General features: G+C 60.2%; 19 protein-coding genes. 8 read left to right on the forward strand and 11 right to left on the reverse strand.

The window, feature by feature from the left end; translation table 11 throughout:
- Positions 1-149: 149 nt before the first annotated feature.
- The 5 genes from DSM110093_RS13715 to proX form a co-directional block, all read right to left on the reverse strand.
- Positions 150-1145 (reverse strand): formylglycine-generating enzyme family protein, encoded by a 996-nt coding sequence (locus tag DSM110093_RS13715; protein WP_243265612.1) that lies wholly within the window; start codon positions 1143-1145, stop codon positions 150-152.
- Between the two features lie 262 nt (positions 1146-1407).
- Positions 1408-2931, reverse strand: a complete 1524-nt coding sequence (gene betC / locus DSM110093_RS13720) for a choline-sulfatase (protein ID WP_243265613.1) — start codon at positions 2929-2931, stop codon at positions 1408-1410.
- A gap of 17 nt (positions 2932-2948) precedes the next feature.
- On the reverse strand, positions 2949-3917 hold the full coding sequence (locus DSM110093_RS13725) for an ABC transporter permease subunit (RefSeq protein ID WP_243265614.1): 969 nt from the start codon (positions 3915-3917) through the stop codon (positions 2949-2951).
- Entirely contained in the window at positions 3917-4903 is a 987-nt protein-coding gene (locus tag DSM110093_RS13730) for a betaine/proline/choline family ABC transporter ATP-binding protein (protein ID WP_243265615.1), read from the reverse strand. The genes DSM110093_RS13725 and DSM110093_RS13730 overlap by 1 nt, the downstream gene beginning before the upstream one ends.
- Positions 4904-4977: 74 nt before the next feature.
- Complete coding sequence (gene proX / locus DSM110093_RS13735; protein ID WP_243265616.1) at positions 4978-5976, reverse strand: glycine betaine/L-proline ABC transporter substrate-binding protein ProX; 999 nt, start codon at positions 5974-5976, stop codon at positions 4978-4980.
- A gap of 141 nt (positions 5977-6117) precedes the next feature.
- Here proX and DSM110093_RS13740 point away from each other — a divergent pair, with 141 nt between their 5' ends.
- On the forward strand, positions 6118-7038 hold the full coding sequence (locus tag DSM110093_RS13740) for a LysR substrate-binding domain-containing protein (protein WP_243265617.1): 921 nt from the start codon (positions 6118-6120) through the stop codon (positions 7036-7038).
- A 481-nt stretch (positions 7039-7519) separates the two neighbouring features.
- Entirely contained in the window at positions 7520-9355 is a 1836-nt protein-coding gene (locus DSM110093_RS13745; protein WP_243265618.1) for a TniQ family protein, read from the forward strand.
- 170 nt (positions 9356-9525) lie between these two features.
- On the opposite strand, the gene DSM110093_RS13750 is transcribed toward DSM110093_RS13745, so the two are convergent.
- Positions 9526-11805, reverse strand: coding sequence for an adenosylcobalamin-dependent ribonucleoside-diphosphate reductase (locus tag DSM110093_RS13750; RefSeq protein ID WP_243265619.1), 2280 nt, complete (start codon positions 11803-11805; stop codon positions 9526-9528).
- Positions 11806-11960: 155 nt separating this feature from the next.
- Between DSM110093_RS13750 and DSM110093_RS13755 the strand changes: the two genes are divergently transcribed.
- A complete protein-coding gene (locus tag DSM110093_RS13755) occupies positions 11961-12392 on the forward strand; it encodes a DUF1489 domain-containing protein (protein WP_093928614.1) in 432 nt (143 codons plus the stop codon).
- A 172-nt stretch (positions 12393-12564) separates the two neighbouring features.
- Here the strand turns inward: DSM110093_RS13755 and hisG are convergent, their stop codons facing one another.
- The 3 genes from hisG to hisS are packed head-to-tail and all read right to left on the reverse strand — an operon-like array spanning position 12565 to position 15829.
- Positions 12565-13254 carry an ATP phosphoribosyltransferase gene (gene hisG / locus DSM110093_RS13760; RefSeq protein ID WP_243265620.1) on the reverse strand — a complete coding sequence of 230 codons (690 nt, stop codon included), beginning with the start codon at positions 13252-13254 and terminating at the stop codon, positions 12565-12567.
- Positions 13251-14333, reverse strand: a complete 1083-nt coding sequence (locus tag DSM110093_RS13765; RefSeq protein ID WP_243265621.1) for an ATP phosphoribosyltransferase regulatory subunit — start codon at positions 14331-14333, stop codon at positions 13251-13253. The genes hisG and DSM110093_RS13765 overlap by 4 nt, the downstream gene beginning before the upstream one ends.
- Positions 14333-15829, reverse strand: coding sequence for a histidine--tRNA ligase (hisS, locus tag DSM110093_RS13770; RefSeq protein WP_243265622.1), 1497 nt, complete (start codon positions 15827-15829; stop codon positions 14333-14335). The genes DSM110093_RS13765 and hisS overlap by 1 nt, the downstream gene beginning before the upstream one ends.
- Positions 15830-15996: 167 nt before the next feature.
- Between hisS and DSM110093_RS13775 the strand changes: the two genes are divergently transcribed.
- On the forward strand, positions 15997-16191 hold the full coding sequence (locus DSM110093_RS13775; RefSeq protein ID WP_093928613.1) for a SlyX family protein: 195 nt from the start codon (positions 15997-15999) through the stop codon (positions 16189-16191).
- A 13-nt stretch (positions 16192-16204) separates the two neighbouring features.
- Here the strand turns inward: DSM110093_RS13775 and DSM110093_RS13780 are convergent, their stop codons facing one another.
- A complete protein-coding gene (locus DSM110093_RS13780) occupies positions 16205-16771 on the reverse strand; it encodes a hypothetical protein (protein ID WP_243265623.1) in 567 nt (188 codons plus the stop codon).
- A gap of 95 nt (positions 16772-16866) precedes the next feature.
- Positions 16867-20403, reverse strand: a complete 3537-nt coding sequence (gene dnaE, locus DSM110093_RS13785) for a DNA polymerase III subunit alpha (protein ID WP_243265624.1) — start codon at positions 20401-20403, stop codon at positions 16867-16869.
- Between the two features lie 183 nt (positions 20404-20586).
- On the opposite strand from dnaE, the gene xdhA reads away from it, so the two are divergent.
- From xdhA to DSM110093_RS13805, 4 genes are read left to right on the forward strand one after another with little or no spacing between them, the layout of a single operon-like run.
- Positions 20587-21978, forward strand: a complete 1392-nt coding sequence (gene xdhA / locus DSM110093_RS13790) for a xanthine dehydrogenase small subunit (protein WP_243265625.1) — start codon at positions 20587-20589, stop codon at positions 21976-21978.
- Positions 21975-24389, forward strand: a complete 2415-nt coding sequence (gene xdhB / locus DSM110093_RS13795; RefSeq protein ID WP_243265626.1) for a xanthine dehydrogenase molybdopterin binding subunit — start codon at positions 21975-21977, stop codon at positions 24387-24389. Before xdhA ends, xdhB begins: the two co-directional genes overlap by 4 nt.
- Positions 24386-25144 (forward strand): xanthine dehydrogenase accessory protein XdhC, encoded by a 759-nt coding sequence (gene xdhC, locus DSM110093_RS13800; RefSeq protein WP_243265627.1) that lies wholly within the window; start codon positions 24386-24388, stop codon positions 25142-25144. The genes xdhB and xdhC overlap by 4 nt, the downstream gene beginning before the upstream one ends.
- Positions 25141-26658: an ABC transporter ATP-binding protein gene (locus tag DSM110093_RS13805; protein ID WP_243265628.1), complete on the forward strand. Its 1518-nt coding sequence runs from the start codon at positions 25141-25143 to the stop codon at positions 26656-26658. Before xdhC ends, DSM110093_RS13805 begins: the two co-directional genes overlap by 4 nt.
- Positions 26659-26662 lie beyond the last annotated feature (4 nt).

Genomic DNA, 26662 nt, shown 5'->3' on the forward strand with positions numbered 1-26662 from the left:
TTTACAACACGGAAGTGTCGCAACTCCTCGAAGGCAAAGGCAGGCGGCGTTTGTTAAATTGTCGAAAAGAGCAGGTTTCAAGAGGGAATAGATCGATATTGAGCAAGACGCGGAATCATCAGCGCGGCGTCTTACTGTATCCACCCTTCTTACTCCGCGGATGCGACCCGGAAACCGCAATGTCCGGTCGAGCTGTCAGGGTCGTTCGCGTTGCGGGAGTGAACGTGATAGCGATCACAATAGCTTTCATGACAAAGGTATGATCCACCGCGCTGAATGCGAGGGTTTGCTGCTTTGATATTCCCCGCAATACGGATCGGGTCTACCAGCGGAATGCGCTTTGCCTCAGGCAGTGCGCCAAAGCAGTCGGCGACCCATTCCCAGACGTTGCCTGTCATGTTGTAAAGGCCAAAAGCGTTCGGCGCGAAGGCATCAGCCGGTGCTGTACCCAGCCATCCGTCTTCCGCCGTGTTGGTTCGCGGGAACTCACCCTGAAAGGTGTTCATCGCATGGTGCCCCCCAGGCATCATCTCGTTTCCCCAAGGAAACCGCTGGCGTACATGCCCACCACGCGCAGCCCGTTCCCATTGTGCTTCCGAGGGAAGGATCAACCCCGACCATTTGCAATAGGCGACCGCGTCGTGCCAGGCAACATGGACTACTGGATGATCCTCACGGCCGGCGATACTGCTGCCCGGCCCTTCGGGGGCACACCAGCATGCCCCGTCCACACGCCGCCACCAAGGCAGGTTCGGCGGGCTTTCAGGCCAGTCGGAGGGCTCATCCAGCAGAAGGTGGAACACGAAACTCCAACCCTCGCGTTCCGCCACAGTGCGATAACCCGTCGCGTCGACGAACCGTTGGTATTGCCGGTTCGTCACAGAGGTTGGTGCCATCCGGTAAGGAGACAGCTTTACCTTGCGCCGGGGGCTATCGAGATCGGCCTCAAAGCGCGACCGGCGGGAGCCCATCTCAAAAATGCCACCAGCAATCGGCACGAGACCCGCCCGGAGTTCGTCACGTTCCGCCGCCGAGGCGTTCGGAACCTCCTTCGCGGCCAAGTGGAATTCAGCTTCGCGCGAGGCAGAGCGATCCGCCCCTTCGCTTCGTCTGGCACCGCAGCAAGTTTTCTTCTCGCCTTCCATCACGCGCCTCTTTCCGTCAATTTCGTAGCACCGCTGGCATCGCGAAGCGGCTATTTGTCGTCACCAAGGATGGTGGTCTCGGCACTGCATATCTGCAGTTTCAGCCGGCCTTCAATGCGAAGGCCGGCACCGCCCCAATCAAATCCTGCTACCTTCAGAAGGTGGTCACCCGTTTCTGAAGCTTGGCGAAGCTGCGGCTAGAACAGCACCATCACGCCCGACAGAACCTGATTGTAGCGTCACAAGAGTTCGGCCTGTGCTGTCACTCCGCGGCCTTCACCGGCATGTGACGGAAGGCCCATTCGTTGTACCCTTCATGCCCGCGGTACCACGGAACACTCTCTCCGGGCGCTTCACCATGGTTCCAGTTCGGCGCGACACCCTTGCTGTTGGCCTCATGGATCAACAGCCGGCGGCGACGATCCTTCATGATACATTCCCACATCGCGGTGCTGTCCCATTTCGCACGAGCCTCGTCAGCAAAGGCTTCAATGATTTCCGTGTACTCTGGATCATCAGCCAAATTCTGGCGTTCGTCCGGGTCTGCCTCCACATCAAACAGCATCAGTGGGTCAACGTCCGAATGAATGTACTTGAACCGGCCACGGCGGATCATCAGGATTGGTGCCGGTGTCGCCTCGGCCAGGTATTCTGCATAGACCGTGCGATCCTCGGGGATCTCGCGATCACCCAAAAACGGCGTTAGATCGTCGCCATCCAGCTCCTCGATCGGGCTGGTCCAACCCGAGCCTTCGGCAAGCCCCATAAACGTGGGCAGCAGATCGACAAGCGACGTCACGCCAGCAACCCGTTTGCCATCATATCCGGGTGCCGCAATGATCAGCGGCACGCGCAGCGAGGGTTCGTAGAAATGCTTCTTGAACCACATTCCCCGTTCGCCAAGCATCTCACCGTGATCCGAGGTGAAGACAATGGCGGTGTTGTCCGCTTGTCCGGTTGCCTCGAGCACCTCCATCAGTTCGCCGACCTTGTCATCCACATAACTGATCGACCCGTAATAGGCGCGACGGGCACGAATGACGTCTTCAGTTGGGAAATCGACCCCCAACATTGAGAAGTTGCTGAGCAACCGCGCAGAATGCGGGTCATGCTCGGTCTCGCTTAGGGCGCCGACGCGGGGCATCGGAATATCGCAATCTTCATACAGTGCCCAATGCTCGGGGCGACAGAAGAACGGATCGTGGGGATGGGTCCAGGATACCTGTAGGAAGAAGGGGCGCTTATCCTTTTCGTCGCGGGCCATATCGTAAAGATATTGGATCGACTCATAAGTAACGCGATCATCATAATCCATTTGAACGGTGCGTTCGGCCACTCCCGATGCCGTGACGCCGCGCGTATCGTTTGTCTCGCTCGGTTTCATCCCGCCTTCGCGGGGTACCCAAGAAAAGTCTGCCGGATAGACATCGGCGGTCAAGCGGCGTTCGAACCCATGGAACTGATCTGGACCGATAAAGTGCATCTTGCCGGCCAGTGCGGTGCGGTACCCCGCTCCGCGTAGGTAATGGGCATAGGTCGGTGCTGAGGCCGGTAGTTCGGCGGCGTTATCCCAAGCACCGATGTTCGAGCAAAGTTTGCCTGTAGCCATCGAGGCCCGCGACGGTGCGCAAAGCGGATAGTTGCAATAGGCCCTTTCGAATACCGCCCCCCGCTGCGCCAGCGCGTCAATGTTAGGCGCATGGCAAAATCCATTGCCATAGGCACCCAACGCTTCGGCCATCAATTGATCGACCTGAATGAACAGGATATTCGTTTTTTCTGTCATGCCGAACCCTTTCAAGGTTATTTTTGTCTCGGTGCGATGGCCGTTTTGCCATCGTCGTGGCTTGCCTCTGGCTTGCTGCCAAAGAGCCCGGTGACCAGGCCTACCGGACCGGACTCATACCACCGCTTGTGACCCCGATCTCGAGAGGGCTGCCCTAGGCTTTGGCTGATACGGTCAATCATGATAGCCAAGAACACGATCCCCAACCCGCCAACCGAGGCGAGCCCCATGTCCAAGCGCCCAATGCCCCGCAGCACCATTTGCCCCAGCCCTGTGACTGAGATCATGGATGCCACGACAACCATAGACAGGGCCATCATGATCGTCTGGTTCACGCCCGCCATGATCGTCGGCATTGCGAGCGGCAATTCGATTTTCCACAGCGTTTGGCGTTGCGTGGCGCCAAAAGCGCGCGCCGCTTCTACCATGTCGGAACGGACCTGCCGAATTCCCAAATTGGTCAGACGAACCAAAGGCGGTAATGCATAGATGAACGTGACGATCACCCCCGAGACGTTGCCAATGGAAAACAGCATAACCACGGGCACCAAATACACGAATGAAGGGATCGTCTGCATCAGGTCAAGCGCCGGACGCATCCAGTTCCACACCCTTTCAGATCGTGCCGAGGCGACACCTAACGGCAGGCCGACCAAGGCGCAAAAGAACACACAAGTCAGCACGATCGAAAGGGTCGTCATGCTTTCTTCCCACGCCCCCATCAGCCCGATGGCCAGCATCGAAAGCGTAGCAACCGTTGCCACCCTGCGCCCTCCGGCCTGCCATGCGATCAACGTGATCAAGAACAGGATCAACAAATCCGGTGCTCCGGTCAGCCCGTCTTCCAAAGCGGACAGCACCACGTCAAATGGCACCTTTATGGCCTGAAAGACAAAACGGAAGTCTGACACAAGCCATTGCAAGAGATTGTCGATCCATGCGCCTACCGGCACCCATTCGGTATCGAATATATTCCACAAATTCATCAGGTTTCATCCTTTCCGGCAAGCGCGGACAATGCAGCGCCCACCGTCACACAGCCCAGTGTGGCGCCGCCTTCGGTCACGGCTATCGGCGTTTGATCCTCAGCAAATTTTGCAAGAACCTCGTTCAGCGGTGTGTCGGGCGCGATACTGCGCCCGGCAGTGTCGGCACCGTGGGTGTCCATAATCTGGCGCGCTGTGATGAAGCCGCCCTTCGGCACGTTTTCCACAAAATCGGCAACGTAATCATTGGCCGGCGCGGTGACGATGTCTTCCGCCGTTCCAGTCTGAACGATTTCGCCATCTTTCATGATGGCGATGCGGTCACCCATGCGGATGGCCTCGTCCAGATCGTGGGTGATGAAAATGGTGGTCTTGCCCAACTTACGCGAAAGGTCGAGAAATTGGTTCTGCAGTTGGCGTCGGATCAGAGGATCGAGCGCGGAAAACGGCTCGTCCATCAGTAGGATATCGGGATCGGCGGCCAATGCACGCGCCAGTCCGACGCGCTGCTGCATGCCGCCCGACAGCTCATTGGGATATTGGTCAGCCCAATCGACAAGCTCCATGTCGGTAAGGGCAGCCAGCGCCCGCTCGCGTCGTTCAGCCTTGGGAACGCCACGCACTTCCAGCCCGAAACCCACGGTTTCGACCAGCGTGCGGTGTGGCCACAGCGCCATATGCTGAAACACCATGCCGATTTTTTCAGCCCGAAGCGTGTTTAGCGCCGTTTCATCCATCGTATCCACCCGGTCGCCCGCCACGTGGATTTCACCAGCCGTCGGGTCGATCAGGCGATTGATGTGACGCACCAGCGTGGATTTACCCGAGCCGGACAGACCCATTATGCAAAAGATTTCGCCCTCATAGACCTCAAAGCTCGCGTCGCGTACGCCAACGACACAATCAAAACGATCGCGCAGCTCGTCCTTGCTTAGCCCTTCGTCGCGGGCGGCACGTAGAGCCTCATCGGCCCGGTCGCCGAACATTTTCCAGACACCGTTGCAAGCGACACGGGGTTGCCTATCGCCACCCCGTGCGCCGTTTCCTTGTAGATCACTACTCACTTTGCAGCCGCGCGCGCTGTTTCAAGCCAGCTGTCGACCGAGCCGCGGTTGTCCGCGATCCAATCTTCGGCCTGCTTGCGGAAATCCTCCGCGCTATCCTCGCCGTTGCGGATCCGGACTTGGACCGCGTTCACGTCGGACAAGGGGATTTGCACCTGTTCCATAAAGGTCGCTGCTGCCGGGTTTGCTTCGGCAAAGTCACGGTTGGCGAGGATATAGATGTCGTTCATTGCAAATCCGGGGTTTGATCCGTCTTCAAGTTCGGTGCTCCCGTCGGGATCACCGGGAATCGCAGAATAGGGCACATCCAACTGCACCGTGTCTTCACCGGGTTTCAGCACGTCACCGACCCAGTTAGGCGTCCATGTATAGTAAAGGATGGGACTGCCATTCTCATGGCGTGCGATCGCATCCGCGATAATCGCGAAATAGCTCCCCTGATCGTGCTGAACCGTGTCGCGCAGATCAAACTCCTCAAGATGATGCTCGATCACAGTCTCACAGCCCCAGCCGGGATTGCAGCCGGCCAGATTGGCGCGGCCGTCGCCATCGCTGTCGAACAGCGCGGCGATCTTGGGGTCTTTTAAATCACCCAAGCTCTTAATGTCATATTCCTCGGCCGTGGCCTTATCGATGTAATACCCTTGACCTGCACCAGTGGTGATTGGCCCCATGCGCACCATGGTGTCTTCGGCACCCGCACGATCATAGTAGGCGTCGTGCAGCGGCTTCCAGTTGTTGGCTGTGAAGTCTGCGTCGCCTTGACCGACGGCCAGGTGAAGCACCGGAAAGTCAGCCTCGCGTATATCGTTAATTTCATAACCAAGTTCACCAAGACCCAGTGCGACGACTTGGTTCCACAGCCAAGCATTGACCGGAGTCGCCTTAATCGGGTGAACGCTGACACCCTCGCCGGGCATATCCTGAGCGGCAGCTGTTGTGGCCAAAAGCATGGAAGTGGTTAGCGCGCAAATATTCGAAATCGGACGGATCATCGGAAGCCTCCGTTGGTTGTTGTAGTAATTTATACTGTGAGCGACAGGTTAAGGCTCTTCCCCGACCCATTCCAGTTGCGATCTACGTAGCGGTGCGTTAACCAAATCGTTATGGCAAATCCTTCTGATCATGCTCATTTCTTGCGTCATCTCGTTGTCTTTTCTACCGCCTGCCGAGCTGAAAACTTCAGCCGTGCCGCCGAGGAGCTTGGGGTATCGCGAGTGGCCGTCAGTCGTCAGATTGCCGATCTTGAGGCACATCTGGACACCCCGCTTTTCGAACGCGGACACCGCACCGTCCACGCGACAGCGGCAGGCCTCGCGCTAGATAGCGTTATAACACCTGCTTTGGTGGACGTTACCGAAGCTTTGGACCGGTTGCGCAGCCCTGATGGGATCCGTCGGCTAAAGGTGACCGTCACATCGGCATTTGCAAACTACTGGCTGATGCCACGGCTGGCGGAATTTTCCGAGCAGCGCCCAGATATCGAGATCGATCTGGCTGTGTCGGACCGCTATCTTAATCTGGAAGCCGAGGCGATTGATCTGGCGATTCGATATGCGCCCGAAGAGCCACCCGGGGCGCGCTTTATGACACAGGAGTCGATCCTGCCAGTTTGGAGCCCAGACTATCCTGCACAGACAGCGCTAGAAACACCTAAGGATCTGCTATCTGAACGGTTGATGCATCTGAGCGGCCTGTACCGCCCGGAGGCCAAGTGGGAGAACTGGTTCAGCGTGCGCGGGATGGAATTGCCTGCTGACCCCCAAGGGCTTCAGTTCAACAGCTACTTCACGATGCTGCAGGCAGCCTTGGAGGGGCATGGTGTTGCGCTGGCAGGCAACCCGTTAGTCGAACGATTTCTGGCTGATGGGCGATTGAAACGGATGAACGGGGTCAGTCCGTTGGCGCGCGACACCTACTGGCTGGTGGTGCGAACCGATGAGCGTCCCGAAACCGCAGCGTTCGCCGATTGGATCATGCGCCATTTTTCGACCGGTGCCACGCAGGCAGCCGATACGCATCTGGCTTTAGCCCCCCAAGGCGACCGGGCGCTATAAACTTCAGCTCAACCGCGCCCTCGCACAGGTGCTTCTTTGATCGTACTGTATCAAACGCCCGTTCGGCGATACGGCGAGATAGGACAGCAATAGTACTGTCTATATTCCCTCAGTCATTGCGTAAAAGCGGCGTAGCAACTGCTTGCTTGAACTCCATTTAGACCATGGAGCGGTTTGTTGCACAAATCTGGGGACATGTCCCTCACTGGTCCCTCATTCAGACCTCGGTGTATGGCCCCTTTGATCGAGAATAGTGCTCGGTTGGATGGCGGCTATTACAGTCGGCACGGAATGCGTTCGCACGTGCGGCGAACTTCGGCTCTCCGCCCCATATGTCCCACGCCCCTAAGGCGTACAAGGCGATCACAGGCATAGGAAACACGACTTTTCTATCGCCGGCCTCTGAACGCACCGCTACTAATTATTGGATAAAGTCGCTCTGCGTATTTGACAGATCAATACTTGGGTCATACTTGATTGAATGACCGAAAAAAATAATCCACTTCCGCTGCAAACCGTGCCCCGCGAACGCGAACCTGCCTTCGCAGTCATGTCCCGTCTCGCTTCAATGGGAGCTGTATCCGCTGTGGATTTCGGACAAGACATCGGACTTCCGTTTGCCGAAATTCTGAAAGGTGAGCCCTCAGGTCTGAAGGAATTCAGCCAGATGATCGGGCATTCCGAAAGCACGTTCTGGGATTGGACACCCAAAGGTATTGGCGCGGCCAAGCGAAGCATTCAGGGGCATGAGTTCCCGGTTAGACCGCTGCTTACGTCCCAGGTCCGTGGATGCCCCTCCTGTCTGAAAGAAGATATCGCAAGCTCAGCGCTGCCTCCGCACCGCTCGATGATTTTCCGGAGTCATTGGCTGATCCACCATGTCAGTCTGTGTCTGCGACATGAGAGGGAGCTAGTGGTTCTGTGGAAGAACGCGGCACAGACGCAGCGATACGACACAGCGGCGCAGTTTCGTTTGATTGCGGACTGTGTCATGTCCGAAGGCTTCAAGCACGAAGTACGTGATCCGACGGACTTCGAAATCTGGTTCGACCAGAGATTGGCAGGACAGCCTCACACCGCAACTTGGCTTGATGACCAACCTCTGCATGCTGCATCGGTTTTTTGTCGCCTTTTGGGTACCTCACGATTGAAACTTGAGGGTGTCAAACCTTCACAGGTTGCCCCTGAATCGGAGTGGGGTTGTTACCAAATGGGTTTCGAGATCGCGCGACACGGAGAGCAAGCCATCCACAAAGAACTACAAAAACTGAGTCGTCTCGCGGAACCTCGACTTGGCCCGAAAGCAGTTTTCCCAATGCTCTATGATCGCCTGTCACAGGATTACATTGCCGATGTTGATTTCGCACCATATCGCGAAATCCTCGCGCAACATCTTCTGGAAAGCTGGCCATTGCAGCCCGGGGATTATGTTCTAGGGATGCCTGTCAAGGAACGAATTTTGCATTCGGTACGGACGGCGGCAGAGGAGACTGGCGTCGATATCCGCCGCTTGCGGACAATGTTAGAGGCATCGGGTTTGATCGACCGCAAATTGCCTGACAATTGGGCCGTGTTCGATGCCGAAGCAGCGCGGTCCTTGTTGGCATCATTGGTTACCTTCATGTCCGCAAAAGAATTCTACGATGCGCTTAACATCGGTCGTTCGCAGTTCTACCTTCTGGCCGAAGATGGCGTTTTGCAACCGTCCCTTTCCGATACGAGTACAAAGCATGTCTGGGACCCGCGGGATGGACGGGCATTCGTAGACCGGCTGTTAAACAGTGCTGAAACGATCCAGCAGGCCCAACATGGGTGGGAAACTATCGCAAAATGCGCACAACGCCTGAAACTGCGCCCTGCCGAAATCATTCACGCAATCTGGGATGGGCAAATTCAACGCGTTGCCCGCAACGTGCAGTTCAGTGGTTACGCCTCTGTCCATGTTTACCATGACGAAGTTTCCCAAATTCTTGCACAGGACATGCCATCCGCAATGTCTATGGAACTGTTCGCTAAAACAGTAGGGTTGGGTAACCCCGTCCACATGCATAGGTTGGTGCGCAATGGGCATGTCTCCTCGACGGAGATGCGCAATCCTCGCACCAAGGCGATGCAGAAATTCATCGCTCCCAAAGATGCTGCGGCATTTTATGATCGCTTCGCTACTCTCCGCATGCTCTCAAAAGCGAAGGGCACCAGTTGGCAGTCATTGTCCAGCAAACTGCGGGGTGCTGGCGTCATACCCTTCAGCCCAGACCACGTCGACTACGGCAACATTTTTCTGAGACAAGAAGCCGAAGCAGCACTTGCCGACTGAATGAAAACGCGGGGAAATCAACAAGGGCGGCGCCTCATAGCGCCGCCCTTGTTGGTTCTCAAACTCGGAATCGGCGTTAGCCTACATGCGGTTCAAAAAACCGTCTTTTGTCGCAAAGACGTAATACCTATGTCGGACGTCAACAACTGACAAATAGCCCAAACGCCCCGTCACCCACACTTACTATGCCCGCAACTCCCGCAAGTCATGCAACCTTCGACCATCCGCAGGTCGAACTGCCCGCAAGACGGACAAGACTTCCCACGCGGGGCGTCCAAGCCGACGACCTTCGCTTGTGGATCAGTCTTCAGTCCCATGCCTTCGCCCGCGATAAAACCGGTAGCGATCATATGCTGTTCGATCACGCCGCCAATCGCCGCGAGGATGGAGGGGATGTATTTGCCCTGCATCCAAGCACCACCACGCGGGTCAAAGACAGCCTTCAGCTCTTCTACTACGAAAGACACGTCGCCGCCGCGCCGGAATACCGCAGAGACCATGCGCGTCAGAGCCACAGTCCAAGCGAAATGCTCCATGTTTTTGGAGTTAATGAAGACCTCAAACGGACGACGATGACCGTTCAGCACAATGTCGTTGATGGTGATATAGAGCGCGTGCTCACTATCGGGCCATTTGACTTTGTAGGTGTTGCCCTCCAACTCGGCGGGACGGTCCAGCGGGTCGGACATATAAACGATTTCGCCGCCTTCGCTGACCTGATCGGGGCTGTCGGCGGGGGCCTTGTCTGTCTTTTCGGACGACACGCTCAGGACCGATCCGGTCACGTCATTCGGGCGGTAGGTGGTGCAGCCTTTGCAGCCCAGATCCCATGCCTGCATGTAGACATCTTTGAAGTCGTCAAAGGAGATATCTTCAGGGCAGTTGATGGTCTTGGAAATCGAGCTGTCGATCCATTTCTGCGCGGCAGCCTGCATCTTTACGTGATCCGCAGGCGGCAGGGTCTGAGCGTTGACGAAATAGTCGGGCAGCGGTGCGTCGCCCTTCAGCTCGCGCCACATCTGCACGGCGTAGTCAACGACCTCTTCCTCGGTTCGGCTGCCGTCTTTTTGCAGCACCTTACGGGTGTAGGCGTAAGCAAAGACCGGCTCGATCCCCGAAGACACGTTCCCGGCATAGAGGCTGATCGTGCCGGTGGGCGCGATGGAGGTCAGCAGCGCGTTGCGGATACCATGTTCGCGGATCGCATCACGCACATCGTCGTCCATCTGCATCATGGTGCCAGAGGCGAGGAATTTCTCTGCGTCAAAGAGTGGGAAAGCACCCTTTTCTTTGGCCAGGTCCACTGACGCAAGGTAGGCGGCACGGGCAATCGCACGCAGCCATTCCTCGGTCTGTTGCGCGGCCTCGTCGCTGCCATAGCGCAAGCCGACCATCAAAAGCGCATCCGCAAGCCCGGTGACTCCAAGGCCGATGCGGCGCTTGGCCTGTGCCTCGGCCTGTTGTTCGGGAAGTGGGAATTTCGACACGTCGACGACGTTGTCCATCATCCGCACGGCGGTGGCGACCAATTCGCTCATGGCGTCCTGATCAAGATGCGCTGCCGCATCAAAGGGTTGCGCCACAAGACGCGCAAGGTTGATCGAACCCAAAAGGCAGGCACCGTAAGGCGGCAGCGGCTGTTCACCACAGGGGTTGGTGGCCGCGATGGTCTCGCAATAGTTCAGGTTGTTGGCAGAGTTGATGCGGTCGATGAAAATCACGCCCGGCTCGGCATAAGAATAGGTCGCCTGCATGATGTTGTTCCACAGATCACGCGCCTGCACGGTCTTGTAGACTTTGCCGCCAAAAACCAAATCCCAAGAACCATCGGCCTTCACGGCTTCCATGAAGGGGTCAGTGACCAGCACCGACATGTTGAACATGCGCAGACGCGCCGGATCGGATTTAGCCGAGATGAAGTCTTCGACATCAGGGTGGTCACAGCGCATGGTGGCCATCATTGCACCACGGCGGCTGCCTGCGGACATGATTGTGCGGCACATTGCATCCCAAACATCCATGAACGACAGCGGGCCAGAGGCATCTGCCGAGACGCCCAGCACATCCGCGCCACGCGGGCGGATGGTGGAGAAGTCATAGCCGATTCCCCCGCCCTGCTGCATGGTCAATGCGGCCTCTTTCAGCATGTCAAAGATGCCGGACATGCTGTCAGGCACGGTGCCCATGACGAAGCAGTTGAACAGGGTCACACGGCGCGCGGTGCCCGCCCCTGCGGTGATGCGGCCAGCGGGGAGGTATTTGAAATCCTCCAGCGCGCCGAAGAATTTGTCTTCCCAAACATCGGCATCCGATTCGACCTGCGCGAGGTCACGCGCGATGCGGCGCCAAGTGTCTTCTACCGTCACGTCTTTTGCGGTGCCATCGGCCCCTTTAAAGCGGTATTTCATATCCCAAATTTGTTCGGCGATCGGGGCGGTAAAGCGGGACATTTTGAAACTCCTGAGGTCAGTGGCAGGGGCCCTTCATAGCTAGGGTGCGCGAAAACGAAAACAGGAAAAATGCCGCCGAACCCACAAGAATTTGCATGTGATTGAAATCCAACTACCTTATATGGCGTAGACCAATGGAATCGCTGGGGGGCGATGTGACCGATAAAATCAACCTAATCAAACTTTCGGTCGGTACCGAGGGCGTCGAGAGCCTCACCAAATGGCAGGCGCGCAAAGATGTGCGGACGAAAGACGGTCTGCCGCGTCATGTGACCCGCATGTGGCCCAAGCGCGAAGCCGAGATTCTCAACGGCGGATCAATCTATTGGGTGATCAAAGGGGTGATTCAGGCCCGTCAGCGCATCCTGCGTTTGGAAGAGATCACCCGCGCCGATGGCATCCGCCGCTGCGCCATCGTGCTGGACCCCGAAATCATTCGCACCCAGAACAGCCTACGCCGCGCGTTCCAAGGCTGGCGATACCTCAAATCCGAAGACGCGCCCCCTGACCTGCCCGAGGGCCGCGAGGAGGAGACCGAACTACCAGTCGAATTGAACCGCGCATTGGCCGAAATTGGCGTGCTCTGACCTAACTCAGGCGTAAAGCGCATAGACCTTGGCGCGGTACAGTTTCATCGTCGCCGTCACCCTGCCATCGTCATGGTCCGATATTTTGCTATGTGATCCGCACAATAAAACACCCGGAACTTTAGGCTCCGGGTGTTGCGATAGAAAAGAATAATCGCGCTATAACGCGACTTCAGGTCAGTTGCGCAATCAGGGCTTTCAGCGCTTTGCGGCTATGGTCTTCCAACGGCGCCATGCGTGACCGCCAAAGCGTCGCCTGCGATTGCAGGATCAACCCATCGCTTAGGATCTTCAGGTGATTGGCGCGCAAAGTCTCTCCACTTGAGGTGATATCGGCAATCGCCTCGGCGGTTTCGTTCAGCACCGTGCCTTCGGTCGCGCCTTGGCTGTCAACCAACGCGTAATCAGCGACCCCGTGGGTGCGCAGGAATTCCCGCACCAAACGGTGATACTTGGTCGCGATGCGCAGCCGGAACCCATGTTCGGCGCGAAAGGCTGCCGCCGCAGCATCCAGATCATCCAGCGTATCGACATCAATCCACGCCTGCGGCACCGCGATGATCAGATCGGCATGGCCAAAGTTCAACTCTTCCAGAGGCTCAACCAACTGATCCCAAAGCGCCAGTTTCTCCTGCACCAAATCGGTGCCAGTCACGCCTAAGTGGATCCGCCCTGCCGACAACTCTCGCGGGATTTCCCCGGCTGAGAGCAGCACCAGAGAGACATCCTCAACCCCCTCGACCTTGCCAGCATATTCGCGATCAGATCCGGTGCGCTGCAGGCGGACGCCACGCGCACCGAACCACTCAAAGGTCTTTTCCATCAGCCGCCCCTTGGACGGCACGCCAAGTTTCAGCGTCATTGCCCGGCCTCCAGTTCCAGCATCAGGCCGGGGCGCATTACGCCGCCCACCGCCGGGATTTCATCGCCCTGCCCCAGCCGCCGCGTCAGCGCATCATAGCGCCCGCCGGTGGCGATGCTGGGCAGATCGGGGCGTGTTTCCGCCCGGAAGGCAAAAACAAAACCGTCGTAATATTCCATCGAAGAACGGCCGTGGCTGGCCTCGAAAAGCAAGGCATCAGTATCAATCCCACGTGCGCGCATCGCCTCGGCACGGTCGGTCACGCCGGTCACCGCATCGGCGATCGCGGGCATGTCCACCATCAGATCACGCAGACGGCTCAGCGCATTCGGCAACGTCTCTCGCACTTCGAGAAGCGCATCGAACAGATCGACCTGTTGCTCTGAGATCGGCGCCGTTTTGGCATCTTCGCGCAGGGCTGCAACCCGCGCGTCAATCTCGGCGCTTGAGCGCAGCCCCACCATAGGCGCATCGCCGTCTGCGGCGTCACCGGCCAACAAGGCTTGACGCGACGCGGGCACCGGGCTGCGGCCCGCGTAACGGTCAAGCAAGGCACGAAACCGGCGGGGCCGCCAGATGTGCCGCATCAAAGCCTGTTTACGTGCAGGCGATGTCTCAAGCCCCTGCACCGCTGCCATGAGCACACCGATGTCGCCCGTCACGGGGCGCACTGGCAGACCCTGCATCGCCTCGGCAATCAGTGCGAACACTTCGGCATCTGCCGCTGCCGGATCGGCGCGGTCAAAGACCTCATAGCCCACTTGGATATACTCATTGGGTCGGTTCGGGTCATGCTCCTGCCGGCGAAACACCTCGCCTGAATAGGTGTAGCGTGCAGGCTCCGCCCCATGTGCCATATGCATCTGCACCACGGGCACGGTGAAATCGGGGCGCAGCATTTGCTCGCCCCGCAGCGCGTCTGAGGTGACATAAGCGCGGGCGCGAATGTCCTCGCCGTAGAGGTCCAGCAAAGTGTCCGCAGGTTGCAAGATTGGCGGTTCAACCAGCACAGCGCCCTGCGCCTCAAAGATCGCGCGCAGGCTTGCCGCGCGGGCCAACGTGTCAGAACTTGTCGGCATCAGTTGGTCCGATCCAGAATATTGCGCACTTCCTGCACCAGATCGCTGCGCTTTACCTCATATTGGTTTTTGCGCTCTTTCCACTCATCATGGCTGGCCTCCTGCGCCAGTTGCGCGCCCAACACCATGTCCTTGATCTGCACCACGCCGCGGTCTTTCTCGTCACCGCCTTCAATGACCACAACCGGGCTCTGACGCTTGTCGGCGTATTTCATCTGGTTGCCGAAGTTCTTTGGGTTGCCCAGATACACCTCTGCCCGAATGCCCGCCTGCCGCAACTCGGCGACCATCGCCTGATAATCGGCCATGCGGTCCCGGTCCATCACGGTGACGACGACGGGGCCTTCAGGTACCATCGTTCGCTCGGCCCGCATTGCTAAAGCGGCCAGCAGCCGATCAACCCCAATAGAGACGCCGGTGGCAGGCACTTCCTGCCCCGTGAAACGCTTCACTAGCCCGTCATAGCGCCCACCGCCCGCGACCGAGCCGAAGTTCCGCGCGCGGCCCTTTTCGTCTTTGATCTCAAAGGTAAGCTCGGCCTCGAACACCGGCCCGGTGTAGTAGCCAAGGCCGCGCACGACGGAAGGGTCAATCTCAACCCGGTCGGGGCCATAGCCACCCGCTGCCAGAAGGTCAGAGATCAGTTCAAGCTCATCCACGCCCTGCACGCCGACATCGGAGCCCGCGACCAACTCGCGCAGCCGCGCCACAGTCTCGGCCCCGCTGTCACGCTTGGCCTGCATGAAGCCCATGACCACATCGGCCTGCGCGTCTTCCAGCCCGGCACCCTTGGTGAAATCGCCGCTGTCGTCCTTGCGGCCCTCGCCCAGCAAGGCGCGCACGCCCTCTGGGCCGAGGCGGTCCAACTTGTCGATGGCGCGCAGCACGATGCCGCGTTCGGCGTCCTTGTCGTCTCCGGCAAGGCCCGCGACTTCCAGCACACCGTTCAGCACCTTGCGGTTGTTCACGCGCACCACATAGTCGCCGCGCGCAATCCCGACCTCTTCCAGACAATCAGCCAGCATCGCGCAAATCTCGGCATCCGCTGCGACCGATGGCGCGCCCACGGTATCCGCATCGCATTGATAAAACTGCCGAAACCGCCCCGGCCCCGGCTTCTCATTGCGCCAGACCGGCCCCATCGCATAGCGGCGGTAGGGCATCGGCAGATCGTTGCGGTGCTGGGCATAGACCCGCGCCAAGGGGGCCGTCAGGTCATAACGTAGCGCCAGCCAATCGCCAGGCTTGTCGCCTTCGGAATCTTCCTGCCACGCAAAGACGCCCTCGTTCGGGCGGTCCACATCGGGAAGAAATTTGCCAAGCGCCTCGACAGTCTCCACGCCCGAGCTTTCCAGCGCGTCGAACCCATAGCGGTGGTAAACTGCGGCGATCTTGCTGAGCATCTCGGCCCGATGGGTCACCTCGGTCCCGAAATAATCGCGGAACCCCTTGGGGGTTTGCGCCTTGGGACGGGGGGTTTTCTTGGGCTTTGCCATGGCAAGGATCCTCGGTGCATCAATTGGCCTCGCGTCTAGCCCAAGCCCCCCGCAAGAGCAAGCAACGCTGCGTGTTGCCCCTGTCTTGTGCCGCCCGCCCATGCTAAATCGCGCAAAAAGGACGCGCCCCTATGTCAGAACAAACCCTAGATCAAACCGCAGAACAAATTAACCAACTCGAAGAGCAGATCGCCCACCTCACCCGCGCGGTTGATGATATGTCAGAGATCGTCACCCGTCAGGAGGATGAGATCGTGACCCTGAACCGCCGCGTGCATATGTTGATGCAGCGCGAGGGGGAGCGGGATGCCTCAGGCGGTGGCGCGGTGCTTTTGGGCGACGAACGGCCACCGCATTATTGAGCCGCGGCGCCGCTCAATTCGCTGATTTCATTGCCACGGCGGCCGCGGCCCCGTCATGCACCAACACCTCAGACCAACGCGCGGTCTGGCCCAAACGCTCATAGGCGCTGACGAAAAACGCCGTTTTGTCGAGCGTGCCAATCCGCTTGCCACAGGGTTTGCTGCGCCCCGCCCCGCAGACGCTGGCCTTGATCGCCTCATAGGCCGCGTCAGTCTCAGCGATGGGCAGGTTTTCCCCGCCCGGGCCATAGTGCAACTGCTCATAGACCGATGGCGTGCCGAACAAGACATTGGCCGCCGTCAACTGGCGTGCGCAGTCATCCGCAAAACCGGTGATGTAAAAACTGCGCGCCCCCGCGCTGCCGGGTTGCGAATCGAACAGCCGATAGCCCCGCGCCGCAGGTTCTTCGACCATCTTGCCCAAATCCTGCTCTCGCACATCACAGACGCGGGCGACCTCCCCAAAGGGCAAGGCGGTGCCAAAGCCGACCTCTGCGACCTGAGGCGATGGCGCGGGGGGCGCCATGCCGCAGGCCGAGAGAAGCGCTGCCATGAATAATAGGCTGATGCGTCGGTACATGGTCGGCTCCCCTTTGGCTGTCAGGGAATTAGCGCAGCCACCGCTTGCCGTCCACTGACGGGCGGAAAAAGGGCGGATCTGCGCGAGGGGCGAGGTCAGATTTCCTCGACCTCCATCACCCCATCAAGCGAACGGATCGCGCCCTTGATCTGCGGTGTCACCGGGAACTCGCGGCCCAGATCAACCTCGACCTCGCCGGGCAGGCTTGGGTCCATCAGACAAAACTGCACCGGCCCCTTGCCCGCCGCCTTGACCGCTTGGCGCGCACCGTCCAGCACATCGGCCACCGCCTGAATCGCCCCCGGCCCGTCAATAAAGACCCGCAGCCCCATGCTGCCCGCATCCGCCACCGCCGCATCAATGGGTGCCACCGAACGGCCCAGCAGCTTGAGCTGATCGCTTTCCATCGTGGCCTCAACCGTGATGACGATCTTTGAGCCTACTTCGAGATGTTCCCGCGCCAGTTCCAGCGTGTCTGAGAACAGCGTCACCTCATAACCGCCCGTGGTGTCAGATAGCTGCGCAAAGGCAAAGCGGTTGCCCCGCGCCGATTTGCGTTCCTGCCGCCCGGCGACGACCCCCGCCAGCCGCGCATTCATCGCGCCGCGTGTGCTGACCTTTTCAGTCAACTCGTCCAGCGTGAGGAAGGGCAGCCCGGTTTCCCGCGCCCATTTGCGGCGCAGCGGGACCATGTAATCATCAAGCGGGTGACCTGAGAGGTAGAAACCAACCGCTTTAAATTCTTCGGCCAAACGTTCAGCCGATTGCCAGTCATCGCAGGGTAACATGCGCGGCTCGGGCAGATCGTCGCCCGCCTCGCCAAAGAGCGAGACCTGATTGCTGGCCTTCTGCTCATGGATCGCCGCCGAATAGCTGACCAACCCGTCGAGCGATTGGAACACCCGGCGGCGGTTGCTGTCGAGCTGGTCAAAAGCGCCCGAGCGCACAAGCATCTCCAAGGGCCGCTTGCCGACGCGCTTGAGGTCCACCCGCCGCGCAAGGTCATAAAGCGTGGCAAAGGGCTTATCGACGCCATCCACCTTGCGCCCCTCGGTCACCAACTTCATCGCTTCAAGCCCGACGTTTTTCAACGCGCCCAATGCATAGACCAGCGCGCCGTCGACCACTTTGAAGCTCGCATCTGAGCGGTTCACACAAGGCGGCACCCAAGGCAACTCCAGCCGTTTGCGCACTTCCTCGAAGTAGACCGCGAGCTTGTCGGTCAGGTGAATATCGCAGTTCATCACCCCGGCCATGAACTCAACCGGATGGTTCGCCTTTAGCCAAGCGGTCTGGTAGCTGACCACCGCATAGGCCGCCGCGTGGGATTTGTTGAAACCGTAGTTGGCGAATTTTTCCAGAAGGTCGAAAACCTCCGCTGCTTTCTTTTTATCGACGCCATTGGCCATCGCGCCCTTTTCGAACTTGGGGCGTTCCTTGGCCATTTCCTCGGCGATCTTTTTACCCATCGCCCGGCGCAGCAAGTCCGCGCCGCCAAGGCTGTACCCCGCCATGACCTGCGCGATCTGCATCACCTGTTCCTGATAAACGATGATGCCTTGGGTTTCCTCAAGGATGTAGTCGATGCTTGGATGCACCGATTCCAGCTCGCGTTGGCCGTTCTTCACCTCACAATAGGTCGGAATATTCTCCATCGGGCCGGGACGATAGAGCGCCACGAGGGCCACGATGTCTTCGATACAGGTCGGCTTCATGCGCTTGAGCGCATCCATCATGCCGCTGGATTCCACCTGAAAGACCGCGACTGTTTTGGCGCTGGAATAGAGTTTATAGGTCGCTTTGTCGTCGAGCGGAATCGTGGCCACGTCATCAACGTGCCCCTCCGGCGGCGCATAAATCTCAGAACCATCGGCGGCGATATGCAGATGCCGCCCGCCTGCCTTGATCTGATCCACGGCGTTTTGAATGACGGTCAGGGTTTTCAAGCCCAGAAAGTCAAATTTCACCAGCCCGGCCTGTTCGACCCATTTCATGTTGAACTGTGTGGCCGGCATATCCGAACGCGGATCTTGGTAGAGTGGCACCAAATGGTCCAGCGGACGGTCGCCAATCACCACACCCGCCGCGTGGGTCGATGCGTTTCTGAGCAGCCCTTCGACCTGCTGGCCGTAGTTCAACAGCCGCGCGACGACCTCTTCGTTCTTCGCCTCTTCGCGCAGGCGCGGCTCATCCGCGAGCGCTTTTTCAATGCTGACGGGTTTGACCCCTTCGACGGGGATCATCTTGGACAGACGGTCCACCTGCCCGTAAGGCATCTGCAACACACGCCCGATGTCACGCACCGCCGCCTTGGACAGCAGCGCGCCAAAGGTAATGATCTGGCCTACTTTGTCGCGGCCATATTTTTCCTGCACATAACGGATTACCTCTTCGCGGCGGTCCATGCAAAAGTCGATATCGAAGTCGGGCATCGATACCCGTTCAGGGTTAAGGAAACGTTCAAACAGCAGCGAATAGCGCAGCGGATCAAGGTCGGTCACGGTCAGCGCGTAGGCCACGAGCGAGCCCGCACCCGAGCCCCGGCCCGGCCCCACCGGAATATTGTTGTCCTTGGCCCATTGGATAAAGTCGGCAACGATCAGGAAGTAGCCGGGGAAGCCCATGCCTTCGATGATGCCCAGCTCGAAATCGAGCCGTTTTTGGTAGTCTTCCACACTCACGGCATGGGGGATCACGGCAAGACGCGCTTGCAAGCCTTCGTTGGCCATGCGGCGCAATTCGGCGACTTCATCATCGGCAAACTTCGGCAAGATTGGGTCGCGGCGGTACGCCATAAAGGCGCAGCGCTTGGCAATCTCGACGGTGTTGCTCAGCGCTTCGGGCAGATCAGCGAAAAGCGTCGCCATCTCGGCCTGCGACTTGAAGTAATGCTGTGCGGTCAGACGGCGGCGCGGCTGTTGCTGGTCGACATAGGCACCTTCCGAGATACAGATCAGCGCATCGTGTGCCTCATACATGTCCGGCTTGGGGAAGTAGACATCGTTCGTTGCGACCAGCGGGATGTCCATCGCATAAGCCATCTCGACAAAGCCGCGCTCGGTCAGGCGCTCGGGCTCGGGCTGGCCGCCGTCTTCGGGGTGGCGCTGCAACTCGACATAGAGCCGGTCGCCAAAGGCCGCTTTCAACCGTGCCATCAACGCCTCTGCCGCCGGGCGCTGGCCGCCCTGCAACAGCATGCCCACCGGCCCCATTGGCCCACCGGTCAGGCAGATGATATCGGCGCTCAGTGCTTCCAACTCCGCCAAGGTCACCTCGGCCACCGCCCCGCCCTTGTCGAGATAGAGGCAGGAGTTCAGCTTCATCAGGTTTTCATAGCCCAATTCGCTCTGCGCCAGCAGGACCACCGGTGCGGGCGGACGCGGTTTTTCACCGGGCTGCACCTCGACATAGGCGACATCAACCTGACAACCGATGATCGGCTGCACGCCTGCGCCCGCCATGGCGACGGAGAATTCGAGGGCGGCGAACATGTTGTTGGTATCGGTCAGCGCCAGCGCGGGCATACCCGCATCGCGGCACATGCCGGGCAGTTTTTTCAACCGCAGCGCGCCCTCCAGCAAGGAATACTCGGAATGGCTACGCAGGTGAATGAATCGGGGATCATTGGACATGCCCGCAATTTACGCGACCCGCCCCAAAGGCACCAGCACCGGATCGCACCCAGCGCATTTTTCCTTGCCAAAACGCCCCCCGCCCCGCTAGCCTGACCTCTACCTCGCCCGCGCCCGGTTCTACGCCGCATCGAACCCCGCGCACCTTTTTGGGCCACTTTGTACCGCGGCGGATGAGAACCAATGGACATCACTTTTCTTCTCAACGGAGAAGTCGTGTCACTCTCCGACGTGTCTCCGACCACCACCCTGCTTGATTGGCTGCGCGAAGAACGCGGGCTGACCGGGACAAAAGAGGGCTGCAACGAGGGCGACTGCGGAGCCTGTTCGGTGATGATCACCGATGAAAACGGCAGCCGCGCGCTCAATGGCTGTATCCTGTTTCTGCCGCAGGTGAACGGCAAAGCCGTCACCACGGTTGAGGGCATGGCGAGCGCCGATGGCACGCTGCACCCGGTGCAGGAGACGATGATAGAGCATCATGGCAGCCAATGCGGGTTCTGCACGCCGGGCTTCGTGGTCTCCATGGCCACGGCGCATCTTAATGGGGCGACGGATCATGACGTGCAGCTGGCTGGCAACCTTTGCCGCTGCACCGGCTACGCCCCGATCATCCGCGCAGCCGAGGCCGCCGCAGGCGCGCCGGTGCCCGCCCATCTGCGCAGCCTGAAAGACAAGTTGGCGCAGGACATCCCTGCGCCCGCCAAAGCCGAAGGCGCGCCGCATGTGCAGCCCGAAAACAGCGACGAACTCGCCGCTTGGTATCTCGACAATCCCGATGCCACGCTGATCGCCGGGGCGACGGACGTGGGTCTTTGGGTCACCAAAGGCTTCCGCGATCTTGGCGCCGTGGCCTTCCTCAACCGCTGCGCCGATCTGCGCGGCATCACCGAGGATGAAACCGGCCTGCGGATCGGTGCGATGACCACACTGACCGAGGTGGAGGCCAAGCTTGCCCCCCTGCACCCCAGCTTGGGCACCATGCTGCGCCGCTATGGCTCGACGCAGGTGCGCAACGCGGCGACCTTGGGCGGCAATATCGCCAATGGCTCGCCCATCGGGGATGGCCCGCCCGCGCTGATTGCGCTTGGGGCGACCCTGCAGCTTCGGCGCGGTGATGCGCGACGCGAAATAGCGCTTGAGGATTTCTTTCTCGACTACGGCAAACAAGACCGCGCGGCGGGAGAGTTCGTCGAAGCCATCCTCATCCCCCGCCAACATGACACCCTGCGCTGCTACAAACTGTCGAAACGCTTCGATCAAGATATCTCGGCGGTCTGCGGCTGTATGTCGATCACCGGCAATGGCACCGAAATCCTCACCGCGCGCATCGCCTTTGGCGGCATGGCGGCAACACCCAAACGCGCCGCGGCGGCTGAGGCGGCCCTGGTCGGCCAACCGTGGAGCGAAGGCACCATCCGCAAGGCGATGGCAGCGATGACCGACGATTTCACTCCCCTCTCGGACATGCGCGCCTCGGCGGCCTACCGGATGCAGGCGGCCCAAAACATGCTGCTGCGCTATTTCCACGACGCCAATGGTCAAGCCACCAACCTCCAGGAGGTCTCGGCATGAGCGTTGCAAAGCCCCTTCCCCATGACGCGGCGGTGCTGCATGTCACCGGCGCCGCACGCTATGTCGACGACATCCCCACACCACGCGGCACGCTGCATCTGGCCTTTGGCCTGAGCCCCGTCGCGGCGGGTGAATTGACGGCGCTTGACCTCGACGCCGTGCGGTCTGCGCCCGGCGTGGTCAAAGTGCTGACTGCCGATGATCTCGTCCATGACTGCGACACCTCACCCTCGAACCATGACGAGCCGCTTTTGGCGACGGGCGAAATCCATTTCGCAGGCCAGCCGCTCTATCTGGTCGTGGCCACCAGTCACCTCGCCGCCCGTCGCGCCGCGCAACTGGGCAAGCCACAGATCACCCCGCGTGATCCGATCCTGACCGTAGAGCAGGCGCTCGCCGCCGACAGCCGGTTCGAAGACGGCTCGCGCATCTACCAGAAGGGCGATGCCGAGGCCGCGCTCCACAAGGCCAGCCGCCGCCTTTCGGGCCAGATTGAGATGGGCGGGCAGGAGCATTTCTACCTCGAAGGTCAGGCCGCCATGGCGCTGCCGCAGGACAACGGCGACATGCTGGTGCATTCCTCGACCCAGCACCCGACCGAAATTCAGCATAAGGTGGCCCATGCCATTGGCCGCCCGATGCATGCCGTACGGGTCGAGACCCGGCGCATGGGCGGCGGTTTCGGTGGCAAGGAAAGCCAAGGCAACGCGCTGGCGATTGCCTGTTCTGTCGCCGCATCTCTGACCGGCAAACCCTGCAAAATGCGCTATGACCGCGATGACGACATGATCATCACCGGCAAGCGGCATGATTTTCGCATCGCTTACGACGCAGGCTTTGACGAGGCGGGGCGCATCACCGCGCTGGACGTGACCCATTACACCCGCTGCGGCTGGTCGATGGACCTCAGCCTGCCCGTGGCCGACCGCGCCATGCTGCATGCCGATAACGCTTACCATTTGCACGACATCCGCATCACCTCGCACCGCCTGCGCACCAATACCACCAGCGCCACGGCCTTTCGCGGCTTTGGCGGCCCGCAGGGCATCGTCGGGATCGAGCGGGTGATGGACCATATCGCGCAGGAACTGGGCCTTGATCCGCTCGCGGTGCGCCGGGCCAATTACTACAGCGACAACGCCCACCGCCCGACCGAGGTGGAGAATACCGGCACCGCGATCGACAACCGCACCCCGCCGGAGGCCGAGGCCGACCTCTCGTCGCGCGGCGCGCCTCCTGCACCGACGGGCAAGGCTGCGATCCCTGAAACCCCATCGGACGTGCAGACCACGCCCTATCACCAGCCGGTCACCGACTGTATCATCAACGCACTGACCGACCGACTGGTCGAGAGTGCCGACTACAACGCCCGCCGCGCCGCCATCGCCGAGTGGAACGCCGCAAACCCACTGCTGAAACGCGGCATCGCCATCACCCCGGTCAAATTCGGCATTTCCTTCACGCTCACCCACCTCAATCAAGCGGGCGCGCTGGTGCATGTCTATCAGGATGGCTCGATCCACCTGAACCACGGCGGGACCGAGATGGGGCAAGGGTTGTTCCAGAAGGTGGCGCAGGTCACGGCCTCACGCTTTGGCGTCTCGCCCGAGGTGGTCAAGATTACAGCCACCGACACCGCCAAAGTGCCAAACACCTCGGCCACGGCGGCGTCTTCCGGGTCAGACCTCAACGGGATGGCCGCGCAAAACGCCTGCGACACGATCCGCGACCGCATGGCGGAGCATTTGGCGGAACGTTACCAAACCACGCCCGATCAGGTGCGCTTTGCTGACGGCATGGTAAAGATCGGCAGCGAAGAGATCACCTTCGCCGCTGCCGCCGCCTCGGCCTATGAAAATCGCGTCAGCCTTTCGGCCACGGGATTCTACAAAACGCCCGACATCGAATGGGACCGCATCGCCGGGCGCGGGCGGCCATTCTACTACTTCGCCTATGGTGCCGCCTGCACCGAGGTGGTGATCGACACGCTGACCGGCGAAAACCGCATCCTGCGTACCGACATTCTGCATGATGCAGGTGCGTCGCTGAACCCGGCGCTGGATATTGGCCAGATCGAGGGCGGATACGTTCAAGGCGCGGGCTGGCTCACGACCGAGGAACTCGTGTGGGACGAAACCGGCACCCTGCGCACCCACGCACCTTCGACCTATAAAATCCCCGCCTGCTCCGACCGGCCGCCGGTCTTCAACGTGGCGCTCTGGGACCAGCCGAACCCGGCGCAGACGGTCTACCGCTCCAAGGCCGTGGGGGAGCCGCCTTTCATGCTGGGCATCTCGGCCTTTATGGCGTTGTCGCACGCGGTTGCGGCCTGCGGCGACAGCTACGCCGACCTGCAAGCGCCCGCCACCGCTGAGGCCGTCCTTGCCGCCGTGGGACGGGCGCGGAAATGACCGCGATCTTTGTCGAGGTCACCGCCACGCGCGGATCGGCCCCGCGCGATGCGGGCACGGCGATGAAGGTCACGCCGGACAGTATCGACGGCACCATCGGCGGCGGTGCGTTGGAGCATCAGGCGATTGCTCACGCGCGGCGCTTGCTGGCCGAAGGGCGTTTCGAGGACAGCCAAACCCTGCCCCTCGGTCCCGGCCTTGGCCAGTGCTGCGGCGGCGCGGTTAGCCTGCGCTATACCGCCGCGCCCCGCCCGCTCGACAACCCCACGCCGCTGCCGCTGGACGCTACATTCGAGAGCGACACGCCCCTCTGGCTTTGGGGGGCGGGGCATGTCGGCCGCGCCGTGGTGGATGCCTGCCCCGCCCACGCCTTTGCCATCACATGGATCGACAGCGCGCCAGACCGTTTTCCGGCCACCATTCCCCCCCATGTGACCGCAACGCCCACCGCCGATATGCCGCGCCTTGCCGCCCACGCGCCGCAAAACGCGCATCACCTGATCTTCACCTATTCCCATGACATCGACCTCGCCCTCTGCGCGGCCCTGCTAAATCGCGGGGCAGAGAGCGTCGGGTTGATCGGTTCTGACACAAAAAAGTCACGGTTTTCCCGCCGCTTGCGCGACATGGGGGTGGATCCCTCTGGCATCATCTGCCCTATTGGCGATAAGTCGCTGGGCAAGCTGCCCGCCCAGATTGCACATGGTGCGTTGATCTCTCTCATCGCCCGGACCCAGACAAAGGTTTCCGCATGACTGACAAACTTCTCGACCTCTCTGGGTTGACCAAGGCCTATCCCGGCGTCGTCGCGAACGATGACGTTTCCCTGCAGATTGCTCCGGGTGAGGTTCATGCCCTGCTGGGCGAGAACGGCGCGGGCAAATCGACATTGGTCAAAATGATCTACGGGCTGGTCAAACCTGACGCGGGCCAGATGCAAATGCGGGGCGAAAGCTTTGCGCCCACCGATCCCCATGCCGCACGGCAGGCGGGCGTTGGCATGGTATTTCAGCACTTTTCTCTTTTCGACGCGCTCAGCGTGGCAGAAAACATCGCCCTCGGCATGGAAAACCCGCCGCGCATGCGCGAGCTGAGCCAGCAGATCCGCGATGTGTCGGATACCTATGGCCTACCGCTCGCGCCGGACCGCACCGTCGGCGATCTGTCGGCGGGGGAGCGTCAGCGGGTTGAGATCATCCGTTGCCTGCTGCAGGATCCCAAACTGCTAATCATGGACGAGCCGACCTCGGTTCTGACCCCGCAAGAGGTTGAAATCCTGTTTAAAACCTTGCGCAAGCTCAGCGCAGAGGGCACAGCGATCCTTTATATTTCGCACAAGCTCGAAGAGATCCGCAGCCTGTGCGACAGCGCCACGATCCTGCGGTTGGGCAAGGTCGTCGGCCATTGCACCCCACGTGAGACATCCGCGCGGGACATGGCAGAGATGATGGTCGGTTCAGCGCTGAAAACACCCACGCGCGACAGCAAAGAGCCGGGCGAGGTAACGCTGACGCTGAACAACCTCTCGGCCCGCTCGGCCCATGCTTTCGGCATGCCGCTGCGCGAGATTTCGGTCGAGGTGCGGCGTGGTGAGGTGCTGGGCATCGGCGGGGTCGCGGGCAATGGGCAGGACGAACTGCTCAACGCCCTTTCGGGCGAAACACTGGTCAGCGCGGGCATGATCACCTTTGACGGGCGCGATATCGGCCTTCTTGGCCCCACCGCCCGCCGCGCGCTTGGCGTGTTGACCGCGCCCGAAGAACGGCTTGGCCATGCCGCCGTGCCGGACATGTCGCTGACCGAAAACGCCATGCTGACCGGTGCCGCCCGTGAGGGGCTGGAGCGTGGCGGCATGCTCGATTGGGGCAAGGCGCGCAGCTTTGCCGAGAAGATCATAAAGACCTTCGACGTGCGCACCCCCGGCCCCGGCAATGCGGCGCGCTCGCTCTCGGGGGGAAACTTGCAGAAATTCGTTATCGGACGCGAAGTGCTGCAACGGCCTGAGCTTTTGGTGGTGAACCAGCCGACATGGGGTGTTGATGCCTCTGCCGCCGCCGCGATCCGGCAGGCGCTTTTGGACCTCGCCTCGGGCGGGACCGCCGTGATCGTCATCAGCCAAGACCTTGATGAATTGATGGAGATTTCCGACAATTTCGCCGCCCTAAACGAAGGCCGTCTGTCGCCGACGCGCCCCGCGCAGGGGCTAACGGTCGAAGAGATCGGCCTGATGATGGGCGGCGCGCATGGCATGGAGGTGGCGCATGTTTGACGCA

The organism is Sulfitobacter sp. DSM 110093 (genome assembly GCF_022788715.1).
GTDB lineage: Bacteria > Pseudomonadota > Alphaproteobacteria > Rhodobacterales > Rhodobacteraceae > Sulfitobacter.

Coding starts and splice junctions, on each gene's coding strand:
- DSM110093_RS13745 (WP_243265618.1), top strand. CDS start 7,520: ATGACCGAAAAAAATAATCCACTTCCGCTGCAAACCGTGCCCCGCGAA.
- DSM110093_RS13725 (WP_243265614.1), bottom strand. CDS start 3,917: ATGAATTTGTGGAATATATTCGATACCGAATGGGTGCCGGTAGGCGCA.
- dnaE (WP_243265624.1), bottom strand. CDS start 20,403: ATGTCCAATGATCCCCGATTCATTCACCTGCGTAGCCATTCCGAGTAT.
- xdhA (WP_243265625.1), top strand. CDS start 20,587: ATGGACATCACTTTTCTTCTCAACGGAGAAGTCGTGTCACTCTCCGAC.
- DSM110093_RS13730 (WP_243265615.1), bottom strand. CDS start 4,903: ATGTTCGGCGACCGGGCCGATGAGGCTCTACGTGCCGCCCGCGACGAA.
- betC (WP_243265613.1), bottom strand. CDS start 2,931: ATGACAGAAAAAACGAATATCCTGTTCATTCAGGTCGATCAATTGATG.
- DSM110093_RS13765 (WP_243265621.1), bottom strand. CDS start 14,333: ATGCCGACAAGTTCTGACACGTTGGCCCGCGCGGCAAGCCTGCGCGCG.
- hisS (WP_243265622.1), bottom strand. CDS start 15,829: ATGGCAAAGCCCAAGAAAACCCCCCGTCCCAAGGCGCAAACCCCCAAG.
- hisG (WP_243265620.1), bottom strand. CDS start 13,254: ATGACGCTGAAACTTGGCGTGCCGTCCAAGGGGCGGCTGATGGAAAAG.
- xdhB (WP_243265626.1), top strand. CDS start 21,975: ATGAGCGTTGCAAAGCCCCTTCCCCATGACGCGGCGGTGCTGCATGTC.
- DSM110093_RS13715 (WP_243265612.1), bottom strand. CDS start 1,145: ATGGAAGGCGAGAAGAAAACTTGCTGCGGTGCCAGACGAAGCGAAGGG.
- DSM110093_RS13750 (WP_243265619.1), bottom strand. CDS start 11,805: ATGTCCCGCTTTACCGCCCCGATCGCCGAACAAATTTGGGATATGAAA.
- DSM110093_RS13780 (WP_243265623.1), bottom strand. CDS start 16,771: ATGTACCGACGCATCAGCCTATTATTCATGGCAGCGCTTCTCTCGGCC.
- xdhC (WP_243265627.1), top strand. CDS start 24,386: ATGACCGCGATCTTTGTCGAGGTCACCGCCACGCGCGGATCGGCCCCG.
- proX (WP_243265616.1), bottom strand. CDS start 5,976: ATGATCCGTCCGATTTCGAATATTTGCGCGCTAACCACTTCCATGCTT.
- DSM110093_RS13805 (WP_243265628.1), top strand. CDS start 25,141: ATGACTGACAAACTTCTCGACCTCTCTGGGTTGACCAAGGCCTATCCC.